General features: G+C 63.2%; 22 protein-coding genes and 1 pseudogene. 12 read left to right on the top strand and 11 right to left on the bottom strand.

Annotated elements, in window-relative coordinates; all coding sequences use genetic code 11:
• Positions 1-240: 240 nt before the first annotated feature.
• Positions 241-486, bottom strand: coding sequence for a hypothetical protein (locus QZM67_RS36150; RefSeq protein WP_301810802.1), 246 nt, complete (start codon positions 484-486; stop codon positions 241-243).
• Between the two features lie 2,151 nt (positions 487-2,637).
• Here QZM67_RS36150 and QZM67_RS36145 point away from each other — a divergent pair.
• Positions 2,638-3,954, top strand: coding sequence for a replication initiation protein (locus QZM67_RS36145; protein WP_043185389.1), 1,317 nt, complete (start codon positions 2,638-2,640; stop codon positions 3,952-3,954).
• Between the two features lie 94 nt (positions 3,955-4,048).
• On the opposite strand, the gene QZM67_RS36140 is transcribed toward QZM67_RS36145, so the two are convergent.
• The 4 genes from QZM67_RS36140 to QZM67_RS36125 form a co-directional block, all read right to left on the bottom strand.
• Entirely contained in the window at positions 4,049-5,080 is a 1,032-nt protein-coding gene (locus QZM67_RS36140; RefSeq protein WP_301810799.1) for a ParB/RepB/Spo0J family partition protein, read from the bottom strand.
• Complete coding sequence (locus QZM67_RS36135) at positions 5,073-5,768, bottom strand: ParA family protein (RefSeq protein WP_011350423.1); 696 nt, start codon at positions 5,766-5,768, stop codon at positions 5,073-5,075. Before QZM67_RS36135 ends, QZM67_RS36140 begins: the two co-directional genes overlap by 8 nt.
• A gap of 1,818 nt (positions 5,769-7,586) precedes the next feature.
• Entirely contained in the window at positions 7,587-8,579 is a 993-nt protein-coding gene (locus tag QZM67_RS36130; protein ID WP_301810797.1) for an AraC family transcriptional regulator, read from the bottom strand.
• Positions 8,580-8,703: 124 nt separating this feature from the next.
• A complete protein-coding gene (locus QZM67_RS36125; RefSeq protein ID WP_301810796.1) occupies positions 8,704-9,828 on the bottom strand; it encodes an MBL fold metallo-hydrolase in 1,125 nt (374 codons plus the stop codon).
• Between the two features lie 83 nt (positions 9,829-9,911).
• Between QZM67_RS36125 and QZM67_RS36120 the strand changes: the two genes are divergently transcribed.
• Genes QZM67_RS36120 through QZM67_RS36110 form a run of 3 tightly spaced genes read left to right on the top strand, consistent with a single transcriptional unit; the run spans position 9,912 to position 11,251 of the window.
• Complete coding sequence (locus tag QZM67_RS36120; RefSeq protein WP_175025369.1) at positions 9,912-10,565, top strand: TetR/AcrR family transcriptional regulator; 654 nt, start codon at positions 9,912-9,914, stop codon at positions 10,563-10,565.
• Between the two features lie 41 nt (positions 10,566-10,606).
• A complete protein-coding gene (locus QZM67_RS36115) occupies positions 10,607-10,753 on the top strand; it encodes a hypothetical protein (RefSeq protein ID WP_301810794.1) in 147 nt (48 codons plus the stop codon).
• Between the two features lie 6 nt (positions 10,754-10,759).
• Entirely contained in the window at positions 10,760-11,251 is a 492-nt protein-coding gene (locus QZM67_RS36110; RefSeq protein WP_085042978.1) for a flavodoxin family protein, read from the top strand.
• Between the two features lie 129 nt (positions 11,252-11,380).
• On the opposite strand, the gene QZM67_RS36105 is transcribed toward QZM67_RS36110, so the two are convergent.
• Together QZM67_RS36105 and QZM67_RS36100 are read right to left on the bottom strand one after the other, a co-directional pair.
• Positions 11,381-11,965: a DUF2889 domain-containing protein gene (locus QZM67_RS36105; protein ID WP_175025371.1), complete on the bottom strand. Its 585-nt coding sequence runs from the start codon at positions 11,963-11,965 to the stop codon at positions 11,381-11,383.
• Between the two features lie 192 nt (positions 11,966-12,157).
• Entirely contained in the window at positions 12,158-12,376 is a 219-nt protein-coding gene (locus tag QZM67_RS36100; protein ID WP_301810790.1) for a hypothetical protein, read from the bottom strand.
• Positions 12,377-12,716: 340 nt separating this feature from the next.
• On the opposite strand from QZM67_RS36100, the gene QZM67_RS36095 reads away from it, so the two are divergent.
• Positions 12,717-13,382: a ProQ/FinO family protein gene (locus tag QZM67_RS36095; protein WP_301810810.1), complete on the top strand. Its 666-nt coding sequence runs from the start codon at positions 12,717-12,719 to the stop codon at positions 13,380-13,382.
• Positions 13,383-13,883: 501 nt separating this feature from the next.
• Positions 13,884-14,945, top strand: coding sequence for a DMT family transporter (locus QZM67_RS36090; RefSeq protein WP_043185367.1), 1,062 nt, complete (start codon positions 13,884-13,886; stop codon positions 14,943-14,945).
• A 132-nt stretch (positions 14,946-15,077) separates the two neighbouring features.
• On the opposite strand, the pseudogene QZM67_RS36085 reads toward QZM67_RS36090, so the two are convergent.
• From QZM67_RS36085 to QZM67_RS36070, 4 genes and pseudogenes are all read right to left on the bottom strand, one after another.
• Positions 15,078-15,290: pseudogene (locus tag QZM67_RS36085) on the bottom strand (bleomycin resistance protein); the annotation flags it as partial.
• A 56-nt stretch (positions 15,291-15,346) separates the two neighbouring features.
• On the bottom strand, positions 15,347-15,937 hold the full coding sequence (locus tag QZM67_RS36080; protein ID WP_301810789.1) for a nitrogen fixation protein NifQ: 591 nt from the start codon (positions 15,935-15,937) through the stop codon (positions 15,347-15,349).
• Positions 15,938-16,021: 84 nt separating this feature from the next.
• Complete coding sequence (locus QZM67_RS36075) at positions 16,022-16,447, bottom strand: molybdopterin-binding protein (protein WP_043185362.1); 426 nt, start codon at positions 16,445-16,447, stop codon at positions 16,022-16,024.
• Positions 16,448-16,750: 303 nt separating this feature from the next.
• On the bottom strand, positions 16,751-17,425 hold the full coding sequence (locus QZM67_RS36070) for a TetR/AcrR family transcriptional regulator (RefSeq protein WP_301810788.1): 675 nt from the start codon (positions 17,423-17,425) through the stop codon (positions 16,751-16,753).
• A gap of 154 nt (positions 17,426-17,579) precedes the next feature.
• Between QZM67_RS36070 and QZM67_RS36065 the strand changes: the two genes are divergently transcribed.
• From QZM67_RS36065 to dmpG, 6 genes are all read left to right on the top strand, one after another.
• Positions 17,580-19,148 carry a bifunctional 3-(3-hydroxy-phenyl)propionate/3-hydroxycinnamic acid hydroxylase gene (locus QZM67_RS36065; RefSeq protein WP_301810786.1) on the top strand — a complete coding sequence of 523 codons (1,569 nt, stop codon included), beginning with the start codon at positions 17,580-17,582 and terminating at the stop codon, positions 19,146-19,148.
• Between the two features lie 11 nt (positions 19,149-19,159).
• Positions 19,160-20,062, top strand: coding sequence for a VOC family protein (locus tag QZM67_RS36060; protein ID WP_301810785.1), 903 nt, complete (start codon positions 19,160-19,162; stop codon positions 20,060-20,062).
• 70 nt (positions 20,063-20,132) lie between these two features.
• Positions 20,133-20,978, top strand: a complete 846-nt coding sequence (locus QZM67_RS36055; RefSeq protein ID WP_301810783.1) for an alpha/beta fold hydrolase — start codon at positions 20,133-20,135, stop codon at positions 20,976-20,978.
• Between the two features lie 53 nt (positions 20,979-21,031).
• Positions 21,032-21,820, top strand: a complete 789-nt coding sequence (locus QZM67_RS36050; protein ID WP_301810781.1) for a fumarylacetoacetate hydrolase family protein — start codon at positions 21,032-21,034, stop codon at positions 21,818-21,820.
• Positions 21,821-21,828: 8 nt separating this feature from the next.
• A complete protein-coding gene (locus tag QZM67_RS36045; RefSeq protein WP_301810780.1) occupies positions 21,829-22,776 on the top strand; it encodes an acetaldehyde dehydrogenase (acetylating) in 948 nt (315 codons plus the stop codon).
• 13 nt (positions 22,777-22,789) lie between these two features.
• The gene (dmpG, locus tag QZM67_RS36040) at positions 22,790-23,812 is read left to right on the top strand and encodes a 4-hydroxy-2-oxovalerate aldolase (RefSeq protein ID WP_175025381.1); all 1,023 of its coding nucleotides are present in this window, start codon (positions 22,790-22,792) and stop codon (positions 23,810-23,812) included.
• Positions 23,813-23,925: the final 113 nt, after the last annotated feature.

The raw sequence follows: 23,925 nt of genomic DNA, 5'->3' as shown, positions 1-23,925 counted from the left end.
CTGGACGGCTGCCACCTTGAATTCCGCCGTGTACGATTGTTTCGGTACCTTGAACATCCCTGATCACCTTCCTTTCCGTCGAGTTTATACATGACTCGATGGAAGGCGAAATTTCAGGGGAAGCTCATCATGCCGTAATCGGGACCTGTGCATCATAACCGCGTCGCGAAAAATGTGGCGTCGTCGTGGCAGCGGAATTGGGATACACGTATGGGAAAAGATGTGAACGCCGCTCGACCGTCACAGGGGGGACTGCAGGAACTGCGTATCGCGCTGTTGCAGTAACTGAAAACGGTCGATGTAGCCGCGCTTCTGTGACGCGGATCGGTCATTTACGCACAGCGCGGTGCGATGCGAGGGTCCAATGACTGTTTCATCGGCGGTGTTGCCGGCGGGCTTGCACTTGACCTGCCCGTCATCCGACCAATCGCGATCACTGCAGCAGCAGTCGACCTGTGCATCACGTTGCCGGTCGCCGCGGTTCAAGCGGCGGTTCCTCCCATAAACGACCACGAATCGGTTTTACGGCGATCAAGGCACACGCAATGCGCATTGCCACAGCGCGCGGCGCTCGACCCGGCAACCAATCGATGAACTGTGATGCGCAGGGTTACCTGAGCCGGTAAAACGCATCGCCGTGTGGTGTGGTCCTGTGGTCTGTCTGACAAAAGGCATGGACGCGTCGCGTGCGGTGAAGACATCCGCCGGAATCATTTCACGACTCCGCAGACGGTACCGCACCGATGTTGGGATACCCGTCGAGCGAGGGTGGCACGTAGCGTCGAGGTTGCGGGAACGTCTGTGATCCGTCCGATTCTGCTCAGCAACGCCTCGCACAACACGCCCGAACCACAGGTTTTTGATTCCGCGGCCTTGACCGGCCGGCATCCCGACGGGTGCGTTGCCCGCACAGCGGGCCGATTCCTGTGGTTTCGTCTGGTCGGTGAGCTTTTACGGGATTCGGAAGTGTTCGACGGTGAGCATGTTCGGGATCGTCGCTCGAATTCGAGTGCGGTGAGCTTCGTGGTCACCCCCATCTTCACTTTGGTTCGCGTTGCGCATCAGGTCGCTTCAGGAGCCGGCCGCATGCATCGGAGGCGCCGACACACCCAGCTCATCGGCGGAAGCCGTTCCTGGATCTCTCCTTGTGCCCCGGGGGCACAGCATTGATCTTCGGTTGGCGACTTCAAAGGTAGAAAGTTGGAAGACTTTGGGGCGGTGAAGCGACGCGCGTCGATTTCCTCTGTGCACAGCTCACAGGCTAAATTTGACGAGAGACTCAGGTGGGCAATCGAAAAAAACTTGTCTGCCGACAGCGACGCACGAGTGCAAAAAAACCCGTCGCCCGCCATCCCGGATGATTTCAAGCTGCTGTGAACGAGACCGAAGAGATCAGCGTTTCCGGTCGCTGATTGGCTTGGCTGGCCGACAAGGGGAACTCGAAAGGTCGCGGCGCCGGCTTTTTTTGATCCCATAAATGGGAACCTGTGTCTGTAAACAGAGGTTTTTCTCCCATAGGTTTCTACGTTTCCGTTGATGTGAGTGTGTACTCACCTCTTCTGGGAGCCTTGTCGGGCCTGAAACCACTGTGGATCCAGGAGCCCGGCCATGGTTTCCCAGGGCTGAACCGATGCATCACGGTGCTTTCTACACCATAGACGGCTACCCATTGGTAGCGGTTTATGGGGCTCGTCTTTTTGTGGAGGCGCACGTGTGTTTACATCTTTTGTAAACCACGTTTACTTCTTTAACTACTTTTAGACGGCTCACAGCCTTATCTGACAAGGGTTTGAAGGGTGTTCGGTACCCATTTATGGGAGCACAGGTGGAAGGGTCTGGGGTTTAAGGTCTGTGGATTTGGGGTTTGGGGTACCGCGTTGTGGGGAATCGGGGTTGTGGATATGGGGTAAGCGTACCCGGTTATGGGAAATTGGCCTGGAAACGTGTTGGGTAGTCGTCTATGGGAATCCCTGCAGGTAGCCTTTTATGGGGGCCTTTTTTCGATCCGTGAATGGGCAGGTGCACAGCGTTTTTCTTGTGGTAGTCGGCTATGGGGAACCCCTAAGGTACCCGGTTATGGGTGGTATTTGTGGCTGCTCGATTGCATTTCACCAAGATTCCCGGCGGCGGGTTTCCCATGGACAGGATCGATGGCACGGACAGGTAGCCATTTATGGGGAAAACAACTGGTTGCCGTTTATGGGAGCGATGTCTGCCTTCAGGGCCAAAATCCGCGCTGCCAACGCAGCTGACGCGGATCGATAGGTACCCTCCTGTGGGAATCGATGAAGGTAGCAAGTTATGGGAAGAAAACACGACCGTGCTGCAGAGCACCACGATTTCGCCCAACGATCTCGATTCCGCGCATTTGCTTCCCATGGATGGTTACCTTCCCGAGGGCAAATCTCGTGCCGGGTTTCCGTGTCCGGGTATCTAAGGTAGCGGCTTGTGGGAGGCATTTTTGTCGAAAGGTAGATGGATATGGGGCTCCGCACAGATTGTCCGATTGTGAATTTTCCTTTCGAATCGGGAGGTTAGCCACGATCGTGCAAGTAAAGCAGGAACAGGGGCGTTGCTCCTCGACGCGAAAAGGTATAAAGTCCGCTATCAACAAGGTCACCTTATCCGGACATTACGATGCCGCGCAAGCCCGCAAGCAAAGGCTCAGACAAACAGGTTTCGCTGTTTCAGACACCCGAGCCTCCCGACTTGCTGCGCAAGGCGGTCCAGGCGATTCATATCGCACCCAAGTCCGGAAAGATCGGTCTGCAGCAACGCAAGATGTTCAGCTCGCTGATCAAGAACGCGCTTCGGCAGGAGGCGTTCGAGCCGGGCCGGACGAGCTTCTCGATCTCGATCGCGTCGCTTTCGCACGAAAGCGGGTTGAACAGCAACAACACGAAGTACGTGAAGGACACGGTCAACTCGCTGATCAGTACCGTCGTCAACTGGGACTACCTGGCCGCGGATCGCTCGACGGTCTGGAAAGCGTCGGGCCTGCTTGCCGGCGCGGAGCTCGAGCAATCGGTGCTGAAGTACAGCTTCTCCGACCAGATTCGCAGCGAGTTGCTCAACCCCGAGATCTACGCACTGATCGATATGCGGATCGCCCGCGAGTTCCGGCGGTCGCACTCGCTCGCGTTGTGGGAAAACACCGTGCGCTACGAGGGGATCGGCATCACCGCGAAGATCCCGCTGCCGAAATTTCGCGACCTCATTCTGGGTCAGGACAAGGCGTCGCAGTCGTACAAGGAATACAAGCTGTTCAAGAGCAAGGTTCTGGTGCCGTGCATTCAGGAGGTGAACGAAGTATCGGATCACACGCTCGAGTTGATCGAACACAAGTCGGGCCGGAGCGTGGAAGCCGTCCAGTTCAAGGTGACGCGCAAGCAGAGCGCCGATACGGTGGAGGACGGCGACGTCAAGAACGAGGCGCTGGTCGAGGAGGTCGCCAAGTTCGGTATTCCGCGTTCGGAAGCGCGGCGGCTGATCACGCAGTACGGCGTGCAGCGCATCAAGGCGGCGATTGCCTATACGCTCAATCGGACTACGAAGAAGAATGCGGCGCCGGTCGACAATGTCGCCGCGTATTTCCGCAAGGCGCTGACGCACGGCTACACGCTGGCCGACGGACAGGGAACGGAGGCGGCCGCACCGGCGAAAGAGTCCGCGCAGAGCAAGCAGGAGCAGATTCGCGACAAATATCTGGCGGCGAAGGTCGAGGAAGCCGGCGCGTATTTCCGCGAACTGGAGATCGACGACCAGACCAAGCTGATCGATCGTTACAACGAGACGGTGGCGGGCTCGAAGGACCTGACGCTGTCGCCGAAGAAGAAGGCAAGCAAGCTCGCGCAGACCAGCTTTTTCCGATGGCTGGCGCTGGATACGTGGGGCGAACCGACCTCGGACGACTTGTTGGAATTCCTGCTGAAAAGCAGTCTCGCAGGCAACTGAACGAGGCCTCGCAGCCGGGTGCGTATCGCGCGCCGGACGTCGTCGTCCGGCTTCGCGATGCAACGCGGATGCGAGGCCTTCTGCTTTTGGCGCGTTACTGTTGCGTGGCCGCTGCCAGTTCGGCAACGTACGCATCGATGACGGTCTTGAGCTTGTCGGCGAGCGCCTCCTGGTGCGATGCGTCGACGCCCTTGAGCTGCAGATCCAGACGCCCGTCCGGGTAGGTCTTCAACTGGCCGATCGCGCGCGATTCGAGCGCGAAGTCGTGACGAACGCTGTAACGCGTGCGTCCCGCTTTCTTGCTGCCGTCGCTCTGTGCACGCAGGAAATTCTCGAGATCACGAACCGATTTCTTCCGGTCGATCACGGCCGTCAGCAGCCGGTCGGCCGTCGGCTCACCCAGGCGTTCAAAGATCAGCTTCAGGAAGTACGCCGCCTGCAGGCCGACCACGTCGTTCGCGCTGGCCATCCGTTCCAGGAGCGTGTTCGGGAGCGCGTTGAGCGACAGCGTCTTGCTGATCGACGCCTTGTCCTTGCCGATCTTTTCCGCCAGCGTGTTCTGGTCGGAAAAGACCTTCTCGTCGAGGAGACGCTTCCACGCGACCGCATCGTCGAAGATCGTCTGGCGTTCGTGGTCGTGGTTCGCGCGATACGCGATCGTATAGAGTTGCTCGGGCGTGTGGTCGGTGCGGAACGTGGCGTTGATGGTTTCATCGCCGTTGATGCTCGTCGCGCGGAGCCGGCGTTGCCCGTCGATCACCACGAGCTTGCCGGGAAACTCCGGGAGCCGCGTCACCTTGATCGGCTCGATCTGCCCTTCCCGTTTCAGCGTCAGGGCGAGCTCGTGCAGGCTCGACTCCGAGTAGAACACGCGCGGGTTGAACGGGTTCGGGATGCAATCCTTGACCAGCACCTTCTGCGGCGCGCCAAGATCCGGCGTGCCGGCGGGCGTGGCCGCAGCCGGGGCGTTGGCGGGTGCCGTGTCGACGACGGTATTCGGTGCGGCCGCCGGTTCGGGCAGCCGCGTTTCGAGCGCCGCATTTTCCTGCGCGAGTCCGCGCAGCAGGCCGGCTGCGAGATGCAGGTTGCCGGTCGGCTTCTTGTCTTTCGAGGTGTCCTTAGCCATGGGCGGCTCCGGTAGCGCGCGTCGACGCGATGTATTGGGCCATTTCCGTGACCAGCTTTTCGATTTCCGCTCGAGCTTCTTTCAGGCCCTTCAGGTACCGATTGTGATGATGGATCGTGGTGCCGAGCGCAAACGTCTGACGGTAGACCTCGCGCTGCGCGATCTGGCTGTCGAGCAGATGCTCCCCTATTTCTTCTGCTCTTAGAATCTTTAAAATTTCTTCACGCATTTTAGTTTTTCCATTAACACTATTCAGCATTAATGCGGAAGAAAGATTTGGGTTACGAACGGAGCGCATCGACTCGATCATGCGGATCATCGCGACGGTGCTGTAGAGATCGGCCGGCGACGGCGACAGCGGCACGAGGCAGAAATCGGCGACTTCGAGCACGGATGCAATTCGCGGATCTTCGAGGTTGCCGGGACAGTCGACGACGATCACGTCGAAGTTCGCGTCCTGCTTCTTGATCTCGCCGCCGATGCCGCGACCGGCAGGGGCCAGCGAAAGGACCGTCATCGGCAGCGTGTTCTCGCCGCTCGTCACCCACCGGACGGACGTGCCTTGAGGGTCGGCATCGATCAGGGCGACCTTGTTGCCGCCGGCCTCGAACGCAGCCGCGATATTGACGGAAATGGTTGTCTTCCCAGTCCCACCTTTTTGATTACTGACGGCGATCTTGAAAGCCATTAAATTCCTCCACGGAGTTTTGCGTAATATATGCAGTTATTATCAAAATGTCCAGAAAAGCCTTCGATGCGATGCATGTCTTTGTGATCGATGTGGTTGTCACGTGACAAGTGGGCCGAATGGCTAACGAGGCAGTCGTAGTTGGTAGTCGAGTAAAAATAAAATTGACGATCGCGCTCGAAAAGGATGGGCAAAGATCGAGAGAAAACTCGGCGGACTTCAACGTCGATGCCAGAGTTAGCGCGTAAAGATTAGTCGCTCGATCTTCTTTTGCTTCCGACGGAACTCGCTGTGATTCCAGTAACTCGGTTGCACGGATGCCGTCGGTAGAGCTGGTTGTCACGTGACAAGTCTCGGGAATTTGATTCTTCTCGGCGCCATCCGGCACCAGCAAGTCGTTGATTCGATCGCGTTTGCGGATATGGCGTGATCAATTCAATGCTCAATATCCGTATTGGGTTTGGCGCGACTACTTCCAGTGAGGCGAGTTGTCACGTGACAATCGACTTGGAACGGGAGGCGGTGTCAGCACTGAACCACCTCTCAGAAGGAGTTTTTAGTCGAACTCCATTGGGTGCGAACAGGTAGATCGTTAAAGGAGCGGTTTGCCACCATTGAATCGTCGCGCGGTGCAGTTTGCCGGGCGGGTTGGGTGGTGAGTTGTCACGTGACAACTGGGGAGTTGTATTGGTGAACTTGGGTGTCGAAATGGTACGTGCGCTGCATGTCGGTTGGGATACACCTTTGTCTCAGAGTCTGGTTCATCAAGTGGTTTAGGTCCCCTGCGTTCATCGCTGGCTAGCCACATTCAAGTCCCAGCGGAGACGTGCCGGTCGGCTTGCTGAACGACACCTCACGATGTGTGTCGCGGATTTATTGATATGTCCCCATTTATTCAGGGGCTCCAACCCAACTTCGTCGCATCCGGTGGCCGGCAGGGGAGGGTATGGCTTTGTCACGAGTACCCAGCCTGACGGCCAACGCAGTCAGGCGCTTCTACGCAACAGCCGTGTATCCGAGGCCCCGATTGACGACAATTTCCAGCACCAAGGGCCATCAGACAACTCAAACGAGCCGGATCGTGGAACATTTTCTAGAAATGCGGTGTTCGTGGAAATCCTTGTCCAGCAATGGGTTGTGCCATATTCTTCATGTTGTTTCACGCAAAATTGATGAGATCATCCCTGTAAATAGGGGCGTATGATCATTTCGCGTTCCACGCTTGGACGTTTGCGCGAAGACATCAAGAATCGTCTCGTTTGATATGTAATTTGTGGTATTTGAAACAATTTTCGGCTGGCCGGACATCGGAGGCAATTCGAACTGCCGCAAATCACATACATGACGGCCGGTTTCGAGTTGCTGGTTAGATGTGCCGCGCCAGTGATCATCGCGAGTTGTCACGTGACAACGCACGCTCCAGTTGCACCGTTCGGTGGATTGAAGTGTGCCGCAGGAATCTCGGCACCAAAGAATTTGTGGTCGAGCGTCCGGAGGAAAGTAAGACGACTCGACCGTTGCAGAGGCGAAACCCTCATCAGCGCATGAGGTCGCTATGAGCCGGCTTGCATGTGGCCGTTTGATGCTCGGAGTTCGGGTACACGTTCGACGTCGCGAGACGCCCACCCATCGCTCGATACTCAATTAGCGATTCCCAGCCGGGCTCCGACCAATCAATCCTGAGTTGGCAAGAAGCGCTCATCCCGCTGCGCTCGACTGACTCACCCGGATCGATCCCTCACGCGTGAAGCCGATCCACCCAATGTGCGGGTATCACCAAGATCGGCTTTTCATCTCTCCGGCACAGTCCCGCGATCGTTAAGTCGCTGCCACCGACAGAACGACGTCCGCCCCGCTCCGCAGGCTATCGATATCTCTCCGCGGCGAATTGCCGAACAACCGGCTGTATTCGCGATTGAACTGGGTCGGGCTCGCATATCCGACCCGGAACGATGCCGACGCTGCGTCGAGCCGCTCGGACAACATCAGCCGACGTGCTTCGTTGAGCCGCATCCATTTCTGGTATTGCAGCGGACTCATGCCGGTGAGCTGACGGAAGTGGTGGTGGAAGGTCGAACTGCTCATCTGAACCTGCGCCGCCAGATCGTCGACTCGCAGCGACTCGTCGTAATGGGTTCGCAACCACTGGATCGCCCGTGACACCCGGTTGCCCTGACTGCCGGCGGACGCGATTTGACGGAGACGGCCACCCTGGTCGCTCGTCAGCAGCCGATAGTAGATTTCCCGCTCGACATAAGGTGCGAGAACGGTAATGGCGTTCGGGTCATCCAGCAACGTCAGCAACCGGTTCACTGCGTCGTAGAGCGGTTCGTTCATCTCGCCGACGACGAGGCCGCGCCCTGCGGGAGCTTCCTCTTGATCCGGTGCGACCTGTGCCATCAGTTCGGCCATGACGCGAAAATCAAGCTTGAGCCCGATGCCGAGAAACGGTCTTTCACGGCTGGCCTCGATGACCTGCGTCGATCCGGGCAAGTCGAGCGACGTGATCAGAAAGCGGTTGGCGTCGCAGAGATACACATCCCCACTTTGAATGATCCGCTTCGTGCCTTGAACGACGAGACCGAAGCTCGGCTCGACCATGCAGTCCATCGGTTGCGTTGTCGCTTCCCTTCGATGGAGGCTCAGGTTCGGAATGGCCGTGGTGAGGTGGTCGACGCCTTCTGTCCACCTAGCGACGCGCTCTGCGAGCGTTTGCCGCAGATCGTTCTCCCGGCTATGGCTGGATGAGCGGGGGGCTGCAAGGTCGAGCGCAGCGATAGCGGCGTCTGATTGGCCGGGTGCCGGATGCATGACTTCTCTACTCAGGTGATCGGGTCTATAGGCGGGCAGCCGGCGTGCGGGTACGCCGGCAACGCGCCTCCCGGAGTCGCGGCATGACTGCGCGCCCGGGAAAAATGCGCAACGACCGGTGGGACTACTTCGTCGCTTGCGACGCGCAAAGCGACCAGCGGCGCGATTTAGTGGCAACGGACGGCGCGCGCTCGTCCACCGTGCGCCACCACCGCTCGCCCCGGTGCGGCGCGTCGAGCGCGAGGCGCTCACCCATCCTGGGCGTCGACAGCTCGACGCCCCGCACGATTGCCAGCGCCGTGACGCGTTCGAACGGCTCCTGCCAGCGGTGCATCGCGAGATCGAACGTACCGTTGTGGATCGGAACCAGCCGGCGTCCGCGCAGATCGATGTGCGCCTGCACGGTCTCTTCCGGCTGCATGTGCACGTACGGCCATTGCGCATCGTATGCGCCTGTTTCGATCAGCGTAATGTCGAACGGCCCAAGGCGCTCGCCGATCGTCCGGAAACCGTCGAAGTAGCCCGTGTCGCCGCTGAAGAACACGCGCAAGTCGTCGTCGACGATGACCCAGGATGCCCACAGCGTGCTGTTGCCATCGAACAGGCTGCGCCCGGAAAAGTGCTGGGCAGGTGTCGCGGTCAGTGTCAGGCCGGCCACGTCGACACTCTGCCACCAGTCGAGCTGACGGACTTTCTTCGCGTCGATGCCCCATTCGATCAGGCGGTCGCCGACGCCCAGCGTGGTCACGAACACACCGGTGGTTGCCGCGAGCGCGAGCACCGTGTCGCGGTCAAGGTGATCGTAGTGGTCGTGCGACAGGATCACGCCGCGCAGCGGCGGAAGATCTTCAAGTGCGATCGGCGGCGCATGGAAACGCTTGGGGCCGACGCGCCGAAACGGCGACGCGCGCTCGGCAAACACCGGATCGGTCAGCCAGAATTCGCCGCGCAGCTTGAGCAGCAGCGTCGAATGGCCAAGCCGGTACAGGCTGCGATCGGGGGCCGCATCGAGTTCCGCGCGGGTCAATGAATCGACGGGCAGCACGCCCACGGGGACGGTATTGCGTGGCTTGTTGAACAGCATGTTCCAGACGATCCCGAGCGTCTTGCCCAATCCCTCGACCGGCCGCGGCGCGACATTGCTGAAGCGCTCGCCATTGTGCTGCGGCGAGCCGCCAGACAGCGCGCGGCCGCGTCGGGCGGCCGCAAAACCCAGAATGCGATGAATCAAAACGAGAGGCGATGCCATGTCGGTTCGTCCGGAGAATAAAGTACACTGAGCAGTGTAGTTTATTTTTGGGATAAGTAAACTGCCCGGTGTAAAATTTCCGAATGGATACCAGCACGCCCCCTCAGCGCTTGACCGATCGAAAGCGCGCGGCCATCGTCGACGCGGCCATCGAGGAATTTCTCGCATCGGGTTACGACGCGACCAGCATGGACCGCATCGCCGCGCGTGCGGACGTGTCGAAGCGCACGGTCTACAACCATTTCCCGGGCAAGGAAACGTTGTTCGCCGCGATCCTGCAACAATTGTGGGAGGCGACCCGAACCGGCAGTTCGCCGACCTATCGTGCCGACGTGCCGCTGCGCGAGCAATTGCTTGCGTTGCTGGATCGCAAGATGCGCCTGCTCAGCGACGAAGCATTTCTCGCGCTCGCACGCGTCGCGATCGGTGCGGCCATCCATTCGCCGGAACGTGCGCGCGACATGGTCGAGCGTCTCGGCGAGCGCGAGGAAGACATGACGGCCTGGGTGCGAACGGCCGCGGCGGCCGGACGCCTGGCCGTCACCGATCCGGTGTTTGCCGCGCATCAGCTGCACGGTGTCGTGAAGGTATTCGCGTTCTGGCCGCAGATAACGATGGGCCAGCCGCCGCTTGAGGCGGCCGAGCAACGAAAAGTCGCGGAATCCGCTGCCGACATGTTTCTCGCGTACTACGCGCGACCGGAGGACCGCGACGCATCACGCGGTGAAACGAGCTGATCGTGCATCCGGTCGAACATGCGCGGATCGAAACCGGCGCGATGCGCAAGATCGATGCGCGCCAGGCACCGACGAGCCGGCAAACCGGCAGATCCGCGAAAGCGAACGCGGAACCGCCGCATATGCAGGCGGACCATCCAGCGGAAACCGGCGATACCGCCGGCGCACCTGAAACCGAACGCGAGTGACGACGCATGAAGACGCTGTTGATCGTCTATCACACGATGACCGGAGGCACGCAGCAGATGGCCGAAGCGGCTGCCGGCGCGGCGCGCGAGCAACCTGGCGTCGACGTCAGGCTGCAGCGTGCTGACGCGACGAGCGCCGCCGACGTGCTTGCCGCCGACGCCTACCTGTTCGCAACGCCGGAGAATCTCGCGGCCATGTCCGGGTTGATGAAGGATTTCTTCGACCGCTGCTACTACGCGGCGCTCGATCGCGTGAACGGCCGCCCATATGCGGTGATGATCTGCGCGGGAAGTGACGGACAGAACGCGTTGCGCCAGATCGACCGGATCGCGACCGGATGGCGGTTGAAGAACGTGGCGCCGGGCCTGATCGTCTGTACGCACGCGCAGACGCCGGAGCGCATCCTCGCGGCGAAGACGATCGACGGCGATGACCTCGCGCGCTGCGCCGAACTGGGCGCCGGTCTTGCAGCAGGACTCGCGCTGGGCGTTTTCTGATCACCCGCGCCGTGACCGCGACGGCCGGCGGAGCGAGGCCGGGGCGAAGCAGCACGTTTGTGCACACCACCCGTGCATGCTCGTGCGGCACCGATCCTGCCGGCACCGGATTGGCCGAATGCCGGGCCCTTAGCTGCCCTTTGTCGCCGCCGAAGGCCGATGGTATTCGGGCCAAAGTCGTTTCACGAGATCGCGCGATGCGCCATAGGCATGGCAGCTGTCGATCTTGAGCGGTTTTCCCTCGCTGTCGCGCGCCTCGAGCGATGACTTCCGCATGCCGACCATCGTCTGGTAGGCCGTGGTGGCGATCGGGCCGAGCAATTCCTTCAGGTGCGTGCACGTATCGCAGGACGGCAGGCGCTTGCGAACCTCGCTGTTCCAGCCGGCACCGATGCTCAGTCCGACGAGTGCCTGCAGCGAGTCGCCGCCGCCCGGGCACTGCTCATACGGATGCGACCGGAGGAACGTCGATACGGCGCGGACGACCATGTCGGCGTCGAAGACCAGCGTCACGCCGAGGTCGTGAATCGGCGACAGCGCAGCGACCGTCCGCGTGCCGCCTGGTGGCGTGAAATCGAAGGTCTTGCGATCCGCGAGGCAGGCCGTTACTTCGAACTGGCCGTCGCTGCGCCGATAGCCGCGCATGTCGATCTGCCGATGGTGAATTTCCTCACGCGTGATGCCGTCGTGCGGAATGTCGGGTGGGGGAACCATGTATCTGCTCCGTTTCGTACAACCGGTTCTTTTCGCAGGCAGGGATGTTGACGGCTGGCCTGGCCAGGTGCGCAGCGAAACGGCCGGAGCAGGTTGCCGACGACATCGATCCGGCCATACTACGCACTTTTCGGCATCCTCGTACGCCACGGGATCGATGCGGGCGCAACGAGTCGTGTACGGGCACCGATGTCATCGAAGGGGGACCCGCACGTCGCGACACTTGCGCGGGTCCATCGTCGTGCGTCTCGCGTTGCCGTGATCGTTGCGTCGCACGCGGCCGACGGTGTTTTCCGTGATGCCGAGTCGTGCGAGGCCCGCGACGCCCCAAGGCGGCACGATCGCGTTCGACGTCCCGCGGCGGAACAGCGCGCGCGTGGTGTCGACCGGTGCGGCCGGGTCGATCGCCATGCGCAAGATGGCCCCGATTTCCGCCGAAGCGGATGAACGGCGTGACTTCCGGAAACGTATCCATATAATGCGCAACACGACCGCTCGGACGCATTTCCGGTGCCCCGAATCGGGCCAATGCAGACCAGCGAGTCAACCGGCCGTCGCGCGTACCGGTATACTTCCACTCCTGCCTTGTCCGGCATCGTGGCCGGGTGCCTGAAAACAGAGTGGCGTGCGCGATGCGGCCCCGTTGTGTTCCGCATCGGCGGCAGACGGGTCGCCCGCACGGCGGCGAAGCTTTTGCGCCGCGCGGCATGGCCGCACGAACCACACCTTATATTCCTGGTGGATTGAATTTATGGGTTTTGAACAACTTGCCGAATTGCGGGCGCAGCTCGCAGCGAAGGCCAAGCAGGAGCGCAACGCGAAGCGGCCGGCAGCGCCGGCGGACACCGGCGCGAAGCCGAAGTCCGGTGACCAGCCGCAGCGTGGCGCCAAGCCGGCTGCGGCCGGCGGCAAAGCACCGCATCGCGCGAAGCCCGCTTCGGCGAAGCCGTCGGCGCCGGTGGATCCGGTCATCGTTGCGATTGGCAAACTGCAGCGTAAGTTTCCGCGTGCGTTCCCGAAGAATCCGGCCCCTAAAGTGCCGCTCAAGGTCGGTATCTGGGACGACCTCGCACGTGAAGCACAGGCCGTCGGGCTCAACGAAGCCGAACTGCGCGAAGCGATGTCGACGTGGTGCCGTGGTAACCGTTACTGGTCGTGCCTCGTCGAAGACGCGGTGCGGGTCGATCTGCAGGGCAACGAAGCAGGGCGCGTCACGCATGACGACGCTGCGCGGGCGCGCCGGCTGAAGGCTCGCCGCCCCGGCAAGGGCGCGGCGCAATCGGCCAAGGGCACGCCGCAGCAGCCGAAGGCCGAGCAGCAAGCCGAGGCCGCCGCAGCCGAGCCGCAACCGGCGAACGTGGAGGCGCAAGCCGACGCAGCGCCGCAGGTCGAGCAGCAAACGGCCGGAAACGAGTAACCGGCACCGCGCCGCTGCATCCCGCACGGCGCTGCCTCGCATGCATATCGTGTGCGGCGAATGACACGGCAGGCTGACCTGCCTCGACAGAGGCAGGTCAGGACCGCACCCACCGGCGCTCGACGTGCCGGGCCCTTATCCATCCCGCCTTGAACCGACCACGCGATCGGACGAAGAAAGTTCGTCGATCGGCGCTGCATGCGCGATGTGTCGACGTTGTCGTATGCGCATGGACGGTACGCCCATCCTCAACGCGGCCACGCTTCATTCAATTAATTCGGTTTCCTAAAATAGAGTCATGCCGGAGCCGTCGATTGGCGTGTGGATGTTCGCACCCGGTCATCGTGACATGATGACGCGCGATAATCCCGACCGGGTCGTGGGGTCGCGCAGCAAGCTGGCCGGTGCGATGCAGCTTGCATTTCGAAAGGTACTGAAAGCCGACTGCGACACGACTCGACGCCACGGCCGGCGCCTTTCAACGTCAATTCAAACCGGATCATGCACTCGAGACATTCCGCGATTCTCGTCGCGCTCACCGCTGCCGCGCTGTTCGGCGCCGCGACACCGCTCGCCAAGGCGCTGATCGGCGCGATGTCGCCGTTCATGGTCGCCGGCCTGTTCTATCTCGGCAGCGGCGTCGGGCTCGGTATCGGGATCCTGCTTCGTCGTCTGCACAACCGTCATGCACCGACCGCAGACGCCGCGCCGCTGCAGCGCGCCGACTTGCCGTGGCTGGCCGGCGCGATCGTGGCGGGCGGCGTGGCCGGCCCGGCTTTGCTGATGCTTGGGCTGTCGAGCACACCCGCAGCAACGAGCGCATTGCTGCTCAATCTCGAAGGCGTGCTGACGGCTGTCATCGCGTGGGTCGTGTTTCGCGAGAACGTGGATACGCAGGTGTTTCTCGGGATGGTCGCGATCGTCGCCGGCGGCACGCTGCTGTCGTGGACGCCGGGCCGGGCCGGCATACCGGTCGGCGCGTTGCTGATCGTCGGCGCATGCCTGTGCTGGGCGATCGACAACAACCTGACCCGCAAGGTCGCCGCGAACGACGCGATGGTCATCGCGTGCGTGAAGGGGCTGATCGCCGGACCCGTGAACATCGGCATCGCGTTGGCGACCGGTGCGACGCTGCCGGCTGTCCCGGTCACGGCCGCCGCGATGCTGACAGGGCTCGGCGGCTACGGGATCAGCCTCGTGTTGTTCGTCGTCGCGCTGCGTCATCTCGGCAGCGCGCGCACCGGTGCGTATTTCTCGATCGCGCCGCTGTTCGGCGTCGTGCTGTCGCTGCTGATCTGGCCCGCACTGCCGCCCGCGACGTTCTGGATCGCCGCCGCGCTGATGGCGCTCGGCATCTGGCTGCACGTTCGCGAACGGCATGAACACACGCATGCGCACGAGCGGCTCGAGCACACGCACCGCCATCGGCACGACGAACATCACCAGCATGCGCACGATTTTGCGTACGACGGCAACGAACCGCACACGCATCCGCACGTGCATCTGCCGATCACGCACAGCCATGCGCATTTTCCGGACATTCATCATCGGCACCGGCATTGACCGTGGCATGAACGGCGGACGATACGGATCGCAAGGTAACCGTTTATGGGGCATGCGCCGCATCGCGCGCGCCTCTGGTTGCGGCACCGCCCGATCGCGGCAGCCACTGCGTATGTGAGCCTGATCTTCGGTCTCGATCAACCGGATCGGCGAACTGTCCGGATCGATCAGTGCGCCGACCGTGTCGTCCCAGGCTTCGTGCGTCGGCCGGCGTGCACGTGGCCAGCCGGTCGCCTGCTCCGGAATGCCGGCTGCGGGCACGTCGTCGAAGAACGTGCCGACGTCCGCAAGCCGGAAGCAGCAACTGAACCCGCTCGTCGCCGGATCGCGTTCGGGGTGCGAAAAGCATGCCGGCGACAGGTCACCGTGCTTGAGGAGGGCGGCACCGGCCGTTGTGGTGACTATCGCGCCTGAGGAAAGCAGAAACCGAAATCCTCGCAGCCCGGGCACCCGGGGGCAGGGCACGGCGGCACATCGAGCGCTGCGGCCACCTCCTGTGCGAGGAATTTCTTCCAGCGCAGGTGAGCGACGTTGCGCGCGGCAAGCGCGGGGAAATAGCGATCGAGCATCGCGGATACCGCATCACGCCCGTCGAGCCCGAGATCGCGCCACAGATGATCGGGGCGCAGGCACGCGTGCGCGATGATCGACGCGAGGCAACCGGCGTCGTCGCGGTCGGCAGCGGGATTCGCGTCGCCCATCAGCCGCGCGTGCAGCGTCGCGACGAACGTCGTGTGGATGGAGGGCAGCAGCGCCACTGAGGCCGGCGTCATGAGTGCCGCGGTATTGGCCGCAGGCAGGCGCGGAAACTGTCGCGCCAGCAGGCCGGCCAGCTGTGCGTGAGACAGGCCGAGCAGCCCGAGTTCGTTGCGGCGCGCGCGTGCCGCAACGAGCGCGCCGAACAGTCGTGCATCGGGCGTGTCGGCGCTGGCCGCTGCGGATAGCAGCGACGCCAGCGCCCGTTGTTGAGCGTGATCGAACGCGGCGGTCATCGTGTGCACCGGCCCGACAGTCGCATGATGCGATTCGTGTGAATGAGCAGTGCCAAACGGATCGCCATCGCGATCGTCACCCGTTTACTCGACGCCGACGATCACGCTCGATGCCTTGAAGATCGCGGATGCGGCCGAGCCGCTCGCGAGGCCGAGGCGATCGACGCTGTCGTTGGTGACGATCGCGACGATCTCGGCGCCGCCCGCGGCCTTGATCACGACTTCCGAATTGACCGCGCCTTTCACGACCGACGATACGGTGCCCGCGACGCAGTTGCGGGCCGACACCTTGCTGCTGTCGACGTCGACCATCACGATGACCGACGACGCCTTCACGAGTGCGAATGCCTTCGAGCCGGCCGCGAGGCCCAGCGAAGCCGCGCTGCCGTGGGTGATCACGGCGACGATGTCGAGGCCGTCCTGCGTGCGGAGCGTGATTTCGTCGTTGACGGCACCGGTCTTGACGGCGCTGACCTGGCCGGCGAAGTGGTTGCGGGCGCTGGTTCGCATGATGGATCTCCGGAAAATGAGCCGCCCGGCGGGCGGTGGGTAGAAGACGGGAATTGCGGACGAGTTTACCGTCAATAGCCGGCGAAATGCGGCTCGGGTTTGCGATGCCCGACATTCGGGTGGCGAACGCTCGTGTGCTTGCCCAGTGGTCCGCCCGTCGGAAGCTTCTGGTGAGCCCGGCGTGGTCTCGCGCGCATCGCCCGGTGAGTAGAACGGCGGCGTCACGGTCGTTCCGCGACGCATGCTGCGCTGCGGGACGGCGCGAAGCGTCTGCCCGTTCGCGGCCAGCGCGCCTAACTGCGCCTAGCTGCGCTTCGACGTGGCGCGCGGAGCCGCCGTCTTGCGGGCCGGGGTGACCCGAGCCTCGCCCAGCGCGACGAGCGCATCGGTCAGTTGCGCCATGTGTTTTGTCATCGATCTCGGATCGCCCGACTGCAACGAGACGAAGGCGCCGTCGAAACCCATCATGCCGAAGTACGCGAGATCGTCCGCGGTGGCGGCGGTCATGCCCTTGCCATCCTGGCTGAACGCGTTGCGAATCATCTCGCGCATGTAGTCGCGGCCTTCGGTGCGCACGTCGACGACGGTCTGCATCGCTTCCGGCTCCGCCGCCTCGTTGCTCATGACCATCACGAACAGCAGGCGCAGGAAATTCTCGCGGTGCAGGAAGACCTCGCCGGTCTTCTGCAGATACCAGCCGAGCCGCTCGCGCGGCGTGCCGTCGGGCGGGTTCTCGTGCGCATTGCGCATCGCGTCGAAGAAACCGCGCGCGCCTTGCGCCATTACTTCCGCGAGCAAGCCTGCCTTGGAACCGAAGTGATGGTAGATCGCGCTCTTCGGGATGCCGGTCGCTTCGACCAGCGCCGACATCGATGTGCCGGCATAGCCATAGGCCGACATGACGCGGGCCGCCGCGTCGAGGATTTCCTGGCGCGATTTCTGACCGCGCCGGTTACCGATTTGTTGTGGATTGTCCATTCCAAAAGTATACGCCCCTCAAGTATTGGACCAATTGGTCCAATACGTGTTTTCCCTAGATTTTCAGTTTTGGACCTATCGGTACAATCCGTTCATCGAAGACATGGACCGTCACACCGCGTGGCGAACGCACTACAGGAGAAGGAGACAACCCATGACTCATGAGTACGACGCCGACGTTGCGATCGTTGGCTATGGTCCGACCGGCGTCATCGCCGCGCTCACGCTGGCCCGGCACGGCATTTCCTGCGTGGCGTTCGAACGGCACCGCGAGATCTATCCGCGGGCGCGGGCGGTGACGGTCAACGACTGGACGATGCGGATCTTCCAGAATCTCGGCGTCGACGAGGCGGTGCTGAAGCACATCGATCCGCAGCGCGCGCTGCGCTGGATGCGCTACGACGGCACCGAGATCATGCGCATCGAACACCCGCCGTCGACGCTCGGCATCAAGCCGCGCTTCTTCAACATCTATCAGCCGACGATGGAAGCGGCATTGCGTGAATGCGCGGCGAAGTACGAACGCGAGATCGACGTGCGCTACGGCTTCGAGGTGGTCTCGCTGACGCAGGACGAAGCGGGCGTCACCGTCTGCACGAGAAATACGGCCACCGGCGAAACGAACGACACGCGCGTGCGCTACGTGATCGGATGCGACGGCGGGAGCAGCGCGACGCGCGGCATGCTGGGCATCAAGCTGCTCGGCGATACGCTGGACGTGCAATGGATCGTGATCGACTGCCGCGTGAAGCGCTGGTGGCCGGATCGCAACCTGCTGACCTTCTGGTCCGACAAGGAACGGCCCGTGGTCGATATCGCGCTGTCCGGCGGCAATCATCGCTGGGAACTGCCGCTCAAGCCCGGCGAAAGCGAGGCCGATTTCGCGACCCACGAGCAGGTCTGGCCGCTGCTGAAGGCGCTCGGCGTGAGCGAGGACGACGTCGAGATCCATCAGTACGCGTTCTACCGGCATCACACGCGCATGGCCGATACGTGGCGCGCCGGCCGTGCGTTTCTCGCCGGCGACGCCGCGCACCTGATGCCGCCGTGGGCCGGTGCCGGCATGCAGACCGGCATGCGCGATGCCTTCGATCTCGGCTGGAAACTTTCTGGTGTACTGAACGGTACGTTATCCGAAGATTTTCTCGATACCTACGAGACGGAACGCCGGCCGAACGCGATGTTCTACACGCAGCTCGCCGTTCAGCTCGGCCGCATCATCAAGCAGGAACTGACGGAAGACGAGCAGGCCGCGCTGGCCGTGCCGCCCGGCCCGGATGCGCCCGAGCCGCCGTTGATTGCGCCCCCCGTACTCGCGGCCGGATGGCTGCGCGGCCCGCTCGGCGGCGAGAGCGTCGTCGGTCGGATGGTGCCGCAGCCGGTGGTGGGCGACAACCGCGGCGCGATGGCGCGGCTGGACGACCTGCTGGGTGACGGCTTCGTGCTCCTCGGCGACGACGTCGATCCGGCCAGCCTGCTCAGCGACGACGAAAAGGCGGCATGGGACCGGCTGGGCGCGCGCTACATCGCCGTGCGCCAGCAACATGAGCATACGCAGGGGCCCGACGAATTCGTCGATCTCGACGGTGTGCTGCAGCCGTGGCTGCGCAAGTTCGGCGCGCGCGCGGTCGCGCTGCGCCCGGACCGGTTCGTCGCGGCCGCCGACGTGAGCGGCCTCGCCGTACCCGATCGCACCGTCAGCCGATGCGGGACGAATCAATGAAGGAGATCAGGATGAGTACAGTGACGGAACTCGGATACGTCGGCATCGAGGCAAGCGATCTTGCCGCGTGGGAACGCTTCGCGACCGGCCTGCTCGGCATGCAGGTCGGCAGTCGCACCGACGACATGCTGAGCTTGCGGATGGACGACGCGGCGCATCGCTGGATCATCGTCCGGGGCCGTGCCGACGATCTCGCGTTCACCGGTTTCGGTTGTGCAACGGACGCGGATCTCGATGTGATCGTCGGGCGGTTGCGCGCAGCCGGCAACGACGTCGTCGGAGGCGATGCGCAGTTGTGCGCGCAACGGTCGGTGCGCCGCCTCGCCGTGACGGCCGATCCGCTGGGCAACCGCGTCGAACTCTATGTCGGGCTGGCCGCCGCCGATACGCCGTTCCAGTCTCCGCAACGCGTGTCGCGCTTCGTCACCGGTGGAATCGGCGCGGGTCATCAGGTGCTGATCGAGAACGGCGCGGACCGCCGCGTGCTTGTCGACTGGTACGGACTGCTCGGCTTCCGCACGACGGACGTCATCGACGAGGAAGTGGCGCCGGGCATCGTCGCCAGCGTGGCGTTCCTGCGCTGCAACCCGCGTCATCACACGATCGCGTTCGCCAACATGCCGTTCGGCAAACGCATGCATCACTTCATGATCGAGGCCGCCGATCTCGGCGACGTCGGGCTCGCGCATGACCGCTGCCTCGAAGCGAAGCAGCCGCTCGAGATGAGCCTCGGCATGCACCCCAACGACCGGATGTTCAGCTTCTACGTTCGTACGCCGTCGGGCTTCAACGTCGAGTTCGGCTGGGGCGGGCTCGTCATCGACGAATCCAGCTGGGAAGTTCAGCACCTGGACCGGCTCAGTACCTGGGGGCACCGTCCTCCGCACGTCGTCGCGGACCTGCTGCGCGGCTGACGCCCCACGCTCGGGCGCGATCGCAACGTCAGGGCGACACACGTCAATCACTTTCGGGAAGGGAACCATCATGGCGCTTACTCAGGCTCAGACCAGCCGCACCGTCGAGACGCGGGACTGGCAACTCCATTACCACGAGGCCGGCAGCGGTCATCCCGTGATCCTGCTGCACGGCAGCGGCCCGGGCGCGACGGGGTGGAGCAACTTCAGCGGCAATATCGATGCACTCGCGAAGCAGTTCCACGTGTTCGCCGTCGACATGCCTGGCTGGGGGCAATCCGATTCGGCGACGGTCGAGCAGCTCGACCATGTCGACGCGGCGATCCAGTTCATGGATGCGCTGGGCATCGAGCGGGCCGCCTTCGTCGGCAATTCGATGGGGGGCCAGACGTCGTTGCGGCTCGCGACCGAGCATCCGGAACGCATTACGCACCTCGTGACGATGGGGCCGCCGGTCGGCCGCATGCCCACGCTGTTCGGTGCGGGCGACGGCCCGTCCGAAGGGCTCAAGGTCCTGATCCAGGCGTACCGCGATCCGTCGCCGGAGCACATGCGCCGGCTGGTGGAGATCATGGTGTACGACAAGGCGCGCTTTGCGACGCCGGAATTGTGCCAGGCACGTTCGGATGCCGCGCTGCTGCGCCCCGAGCACCTGAGCAACTACGTGGCGGGCTTGCCTGCCGGCGCGCCGTTGCCGAAGTGGGTGAAGCCCGAACTGCTGCCGGCGATCAAGACGCCCACGCTGCTGATCCACGGTCGCGACGATCGCGTGGTGTCGTTCGAGACGTCGTTGTATCTGCTCGCGAACATTCCGGATTCGCGTCTCGTGTTGCTGAACCGCTGCGGGCATTGGGCAATGATCGAGCATCCGGACGAGTTCAACCGCCTGGTCGCCGATTTCATCGCAAACGCCTGATGAGTACGCGCGATTCCCATCCACCGCCGACCGAGTGCAGGAGAACCTTGAAGATGGCTGATTCCACAGTAGTCGAGACGCTGGCCGCGCGCCTTCGCCACGCGGAGGCGCAATGCCGGGTGACCGCGCCCGTACGCGACGAGATCGCAACGGACGACGGTGCCGCCGCGTATGCGGTGCAGCAAGCCAACGCCGACCTGCGGGTCCGCAACGGCGAGCGCATCGTGGGGCGCAAGATCGGCCTGACGTCACTCGCGGTGCAGCGGCAACTCGGCGTCGACCAGCCCGATTTCGGCACGCTGTTCGCGTCGATGGCGGCCGGCGATGCCGAGCCGATGCGACTGTCGCAACTGATCCAGCCGAAGGTCGAAGCGGAGATCGCACTCGTGCTCGAGCACGACCTCGTGCACGAGAAGCACACGTTCGCCGACCTGCAGCGCGCGTGCGCGTATGCGCTGGCGGCGATCGAGGTCGTCGACAGCCGGATCGCCGACTGGGACATCCGCTTCGTCGACACCGTCGCGGACAACGCGTCGAGCGCACGCTTCGTGCTCGGCAGTCGGCCCGTGCTGCTGAAGGACGTCGATCTCGCCGGCTGCGAGATGACGCTGTCGTCGGACGGCACCGTGCTGTCGCGCGGCAACGGCGGCGCCTGCCTCGGCAATCCGCTGAACGCGGCCGCGTGGCTCGCCGACCGGATGGTGCGGCTCGGCACGCCGCTGCGCGCGGGCGACGTGATCCTGACCGGCGCGCTCGGGCCGATGGTCGCCGTCCGGTCCGCCGGCACGTTCGTCGCGCATGTTGCCGGCCTCGGCGACGTGCGCGCGACTTTCATCGATTGAGGATTTTCATGAGTCATCCGAAACTCAAGGCCGCGATCATCGGCTCGGGCAACATCGGCACCGACCTGATGATCAAGATCATGCGGCATGCACAGCATCTCGACGTTGCCGCGATGGTCGGCATCGACCCCGCGTCCGACGGCCTTGCGCGTGCGGCACGCCTCGGCGTTGCGACGACGCATGAGGGTGTCGAGGGCCTGGCACGGTTGCCGGTGTTCGACGACATCGACTTCGTGTTCGATGCGACATCGGCCGGCGCGCATGTGAAGAACGACGCATTCCTGCGCGCGCTGAAACCCGGCATTCGCAGCATCGACCTGACACCCGCGGCGATCGGCCCGTACTGCGTGCCGGTCGTCAATCTCGATGCGCATCTCGACGCGCCGAACGTGAACATGGTGACCTGCGGCGGCCAGGCGACGATTCCGATGGTCGCGGCCGTGTCGCGCGTCGCGAAAGCGCACTACGCAGAGATCGTCGCGTCGATCAGCAGCAAGTCGGCCGGGCCCGGCACGCGCGCGAACATCGACGAATTCACCGAGACGACGTCGAAGGCGATCGAAGCGGTGGGCGGCGCGGCGCACGGCAAGGCCATCATCATCCTGAATCCGGCCGAGCCGCCGGTGATGATGCGCGACACCGTCTACGTGCTGTCGGAACCGGCCGACGAGGCGCGGATCGCCGCGTCGGTGGACGAGATGGCCCGCGCGGTACAGGCGTACGTACCGGGCTATCGCCTGAAGCAGGCGGTGCAGTTCGACGTGATCCCGGCCTCCGCGCCGCTCAATATCCCGGGCCTCGGCCGCATGAGCGGGCTGAAGACCTCGATCTTCATCGAGGTCGAAGGCGCGGCGCATTACCTGCCGGCATACGCGGGCAATCTCGACATCATGACGTCCGCCGCGCTCGCAACCGCCGAGCGCATGGCGCAGTCGCTGCAGCGCGCGAGCGCGTAACGAGACCTTCATCATGAGCAAGAAACTCACCATTTCCGACGTCACGCTGCGCGACGGCATGCATGCGATCCGGCATCAGTATTCGCTCGACGACGTGCAGGCGATCGCTCGCGCGCTCGATGCCGCGAAGGTCGACAGCATCGAGGTCGCGCACGGCGACGGCCTGCAAGGATCGAGCTTCAACTACGGGTTCGGCGCGCATGGCGACCCCGAATGGATCGCGGCCGCGGCGGAGGTCGTCACGCACGCGAAGATCGCGACGCTGCTGATCCCGGGCATCGGCACGATCCACGACCTGAAAGCCGCATACGATGCGGGCGCGCGCGTCGTGCGTGTCGCGACCCACTGCACCGAGGCAGATATCTCGAAGCAGCACATCGAGCATGCGCGCGCACTCGGCATGGACACGGTCGGCTTCCTGATGATGAGCCATATGACGACGCCGGACCGGCTGGCCGTCGAGGCGAAGAAAATGGAAAGCTACGGTGCGACCTGCATCTACGTGGTCGATTCCGGCGGCGCGATGAACATGAACGACGTGCGTGACCGCTTCCGCGCGATCAAGGCCGTGCTGAACCCCGATACACAGACGGGCATGCATGCGCACCACAACCTGAGCCTCGGCGTCGCGAACTCGATCGTCGCCGTCGAGGAAGGCTGCGACCGGGTCGACGCGAGTCTCGCCGGCATGGGGGCAGGTGCCGGCAATGCGCCGCTCGAAGTGTTCGTCGCGGCAGCCGAGCGCCTGGGCTGGCATCACGGCACGGATCTCCACTTGCTGATGGATGCGGCCGACGACATCGTGCGCCCGTTGCAGGATCGGCCGGTTCGGGTGGATCGGGAGACCCTCGCGCTCGGCTATGCCGGCGTCTATTCGAGCTTCCTTCGCCATTCGGAAGCAGCGGCACGGAAGTACGGGCTGAAGACGGTCGATATTCTCGTCGAACTCGGCAAGCGCCGGATGGTCGGCGGGCAGGAGGACATGATCGTCGACGTCGCGCTGGATCTTCTCAACACGCGTTCCGCCGCTCGATAGCGGTTCGATCGCGAGGCAGTGGTGCGTTGCGGGGCGGGACTGGCACCGCCGGCACCCGCGGGATGCGTTCACGCATGCCGGCACGCATCGATTCGATGCGGTAGTCCGCAAAT

This window comes from Burkholderia sp. AU45251, assembly GCF_030482905.1.
GTDB classification, from domain to species: domain Bacteria; phylum Pseudomonadota; class Gammaproteobacteria; order Burkholderiales; family Burkholderiaceae; genus Burkholderia; species Burkholderia aenigmatica.
Note: the sequence above shows the minus strand (reverse complement) of the source record. Positions and strands in the feature narration are given on the sequence as shown.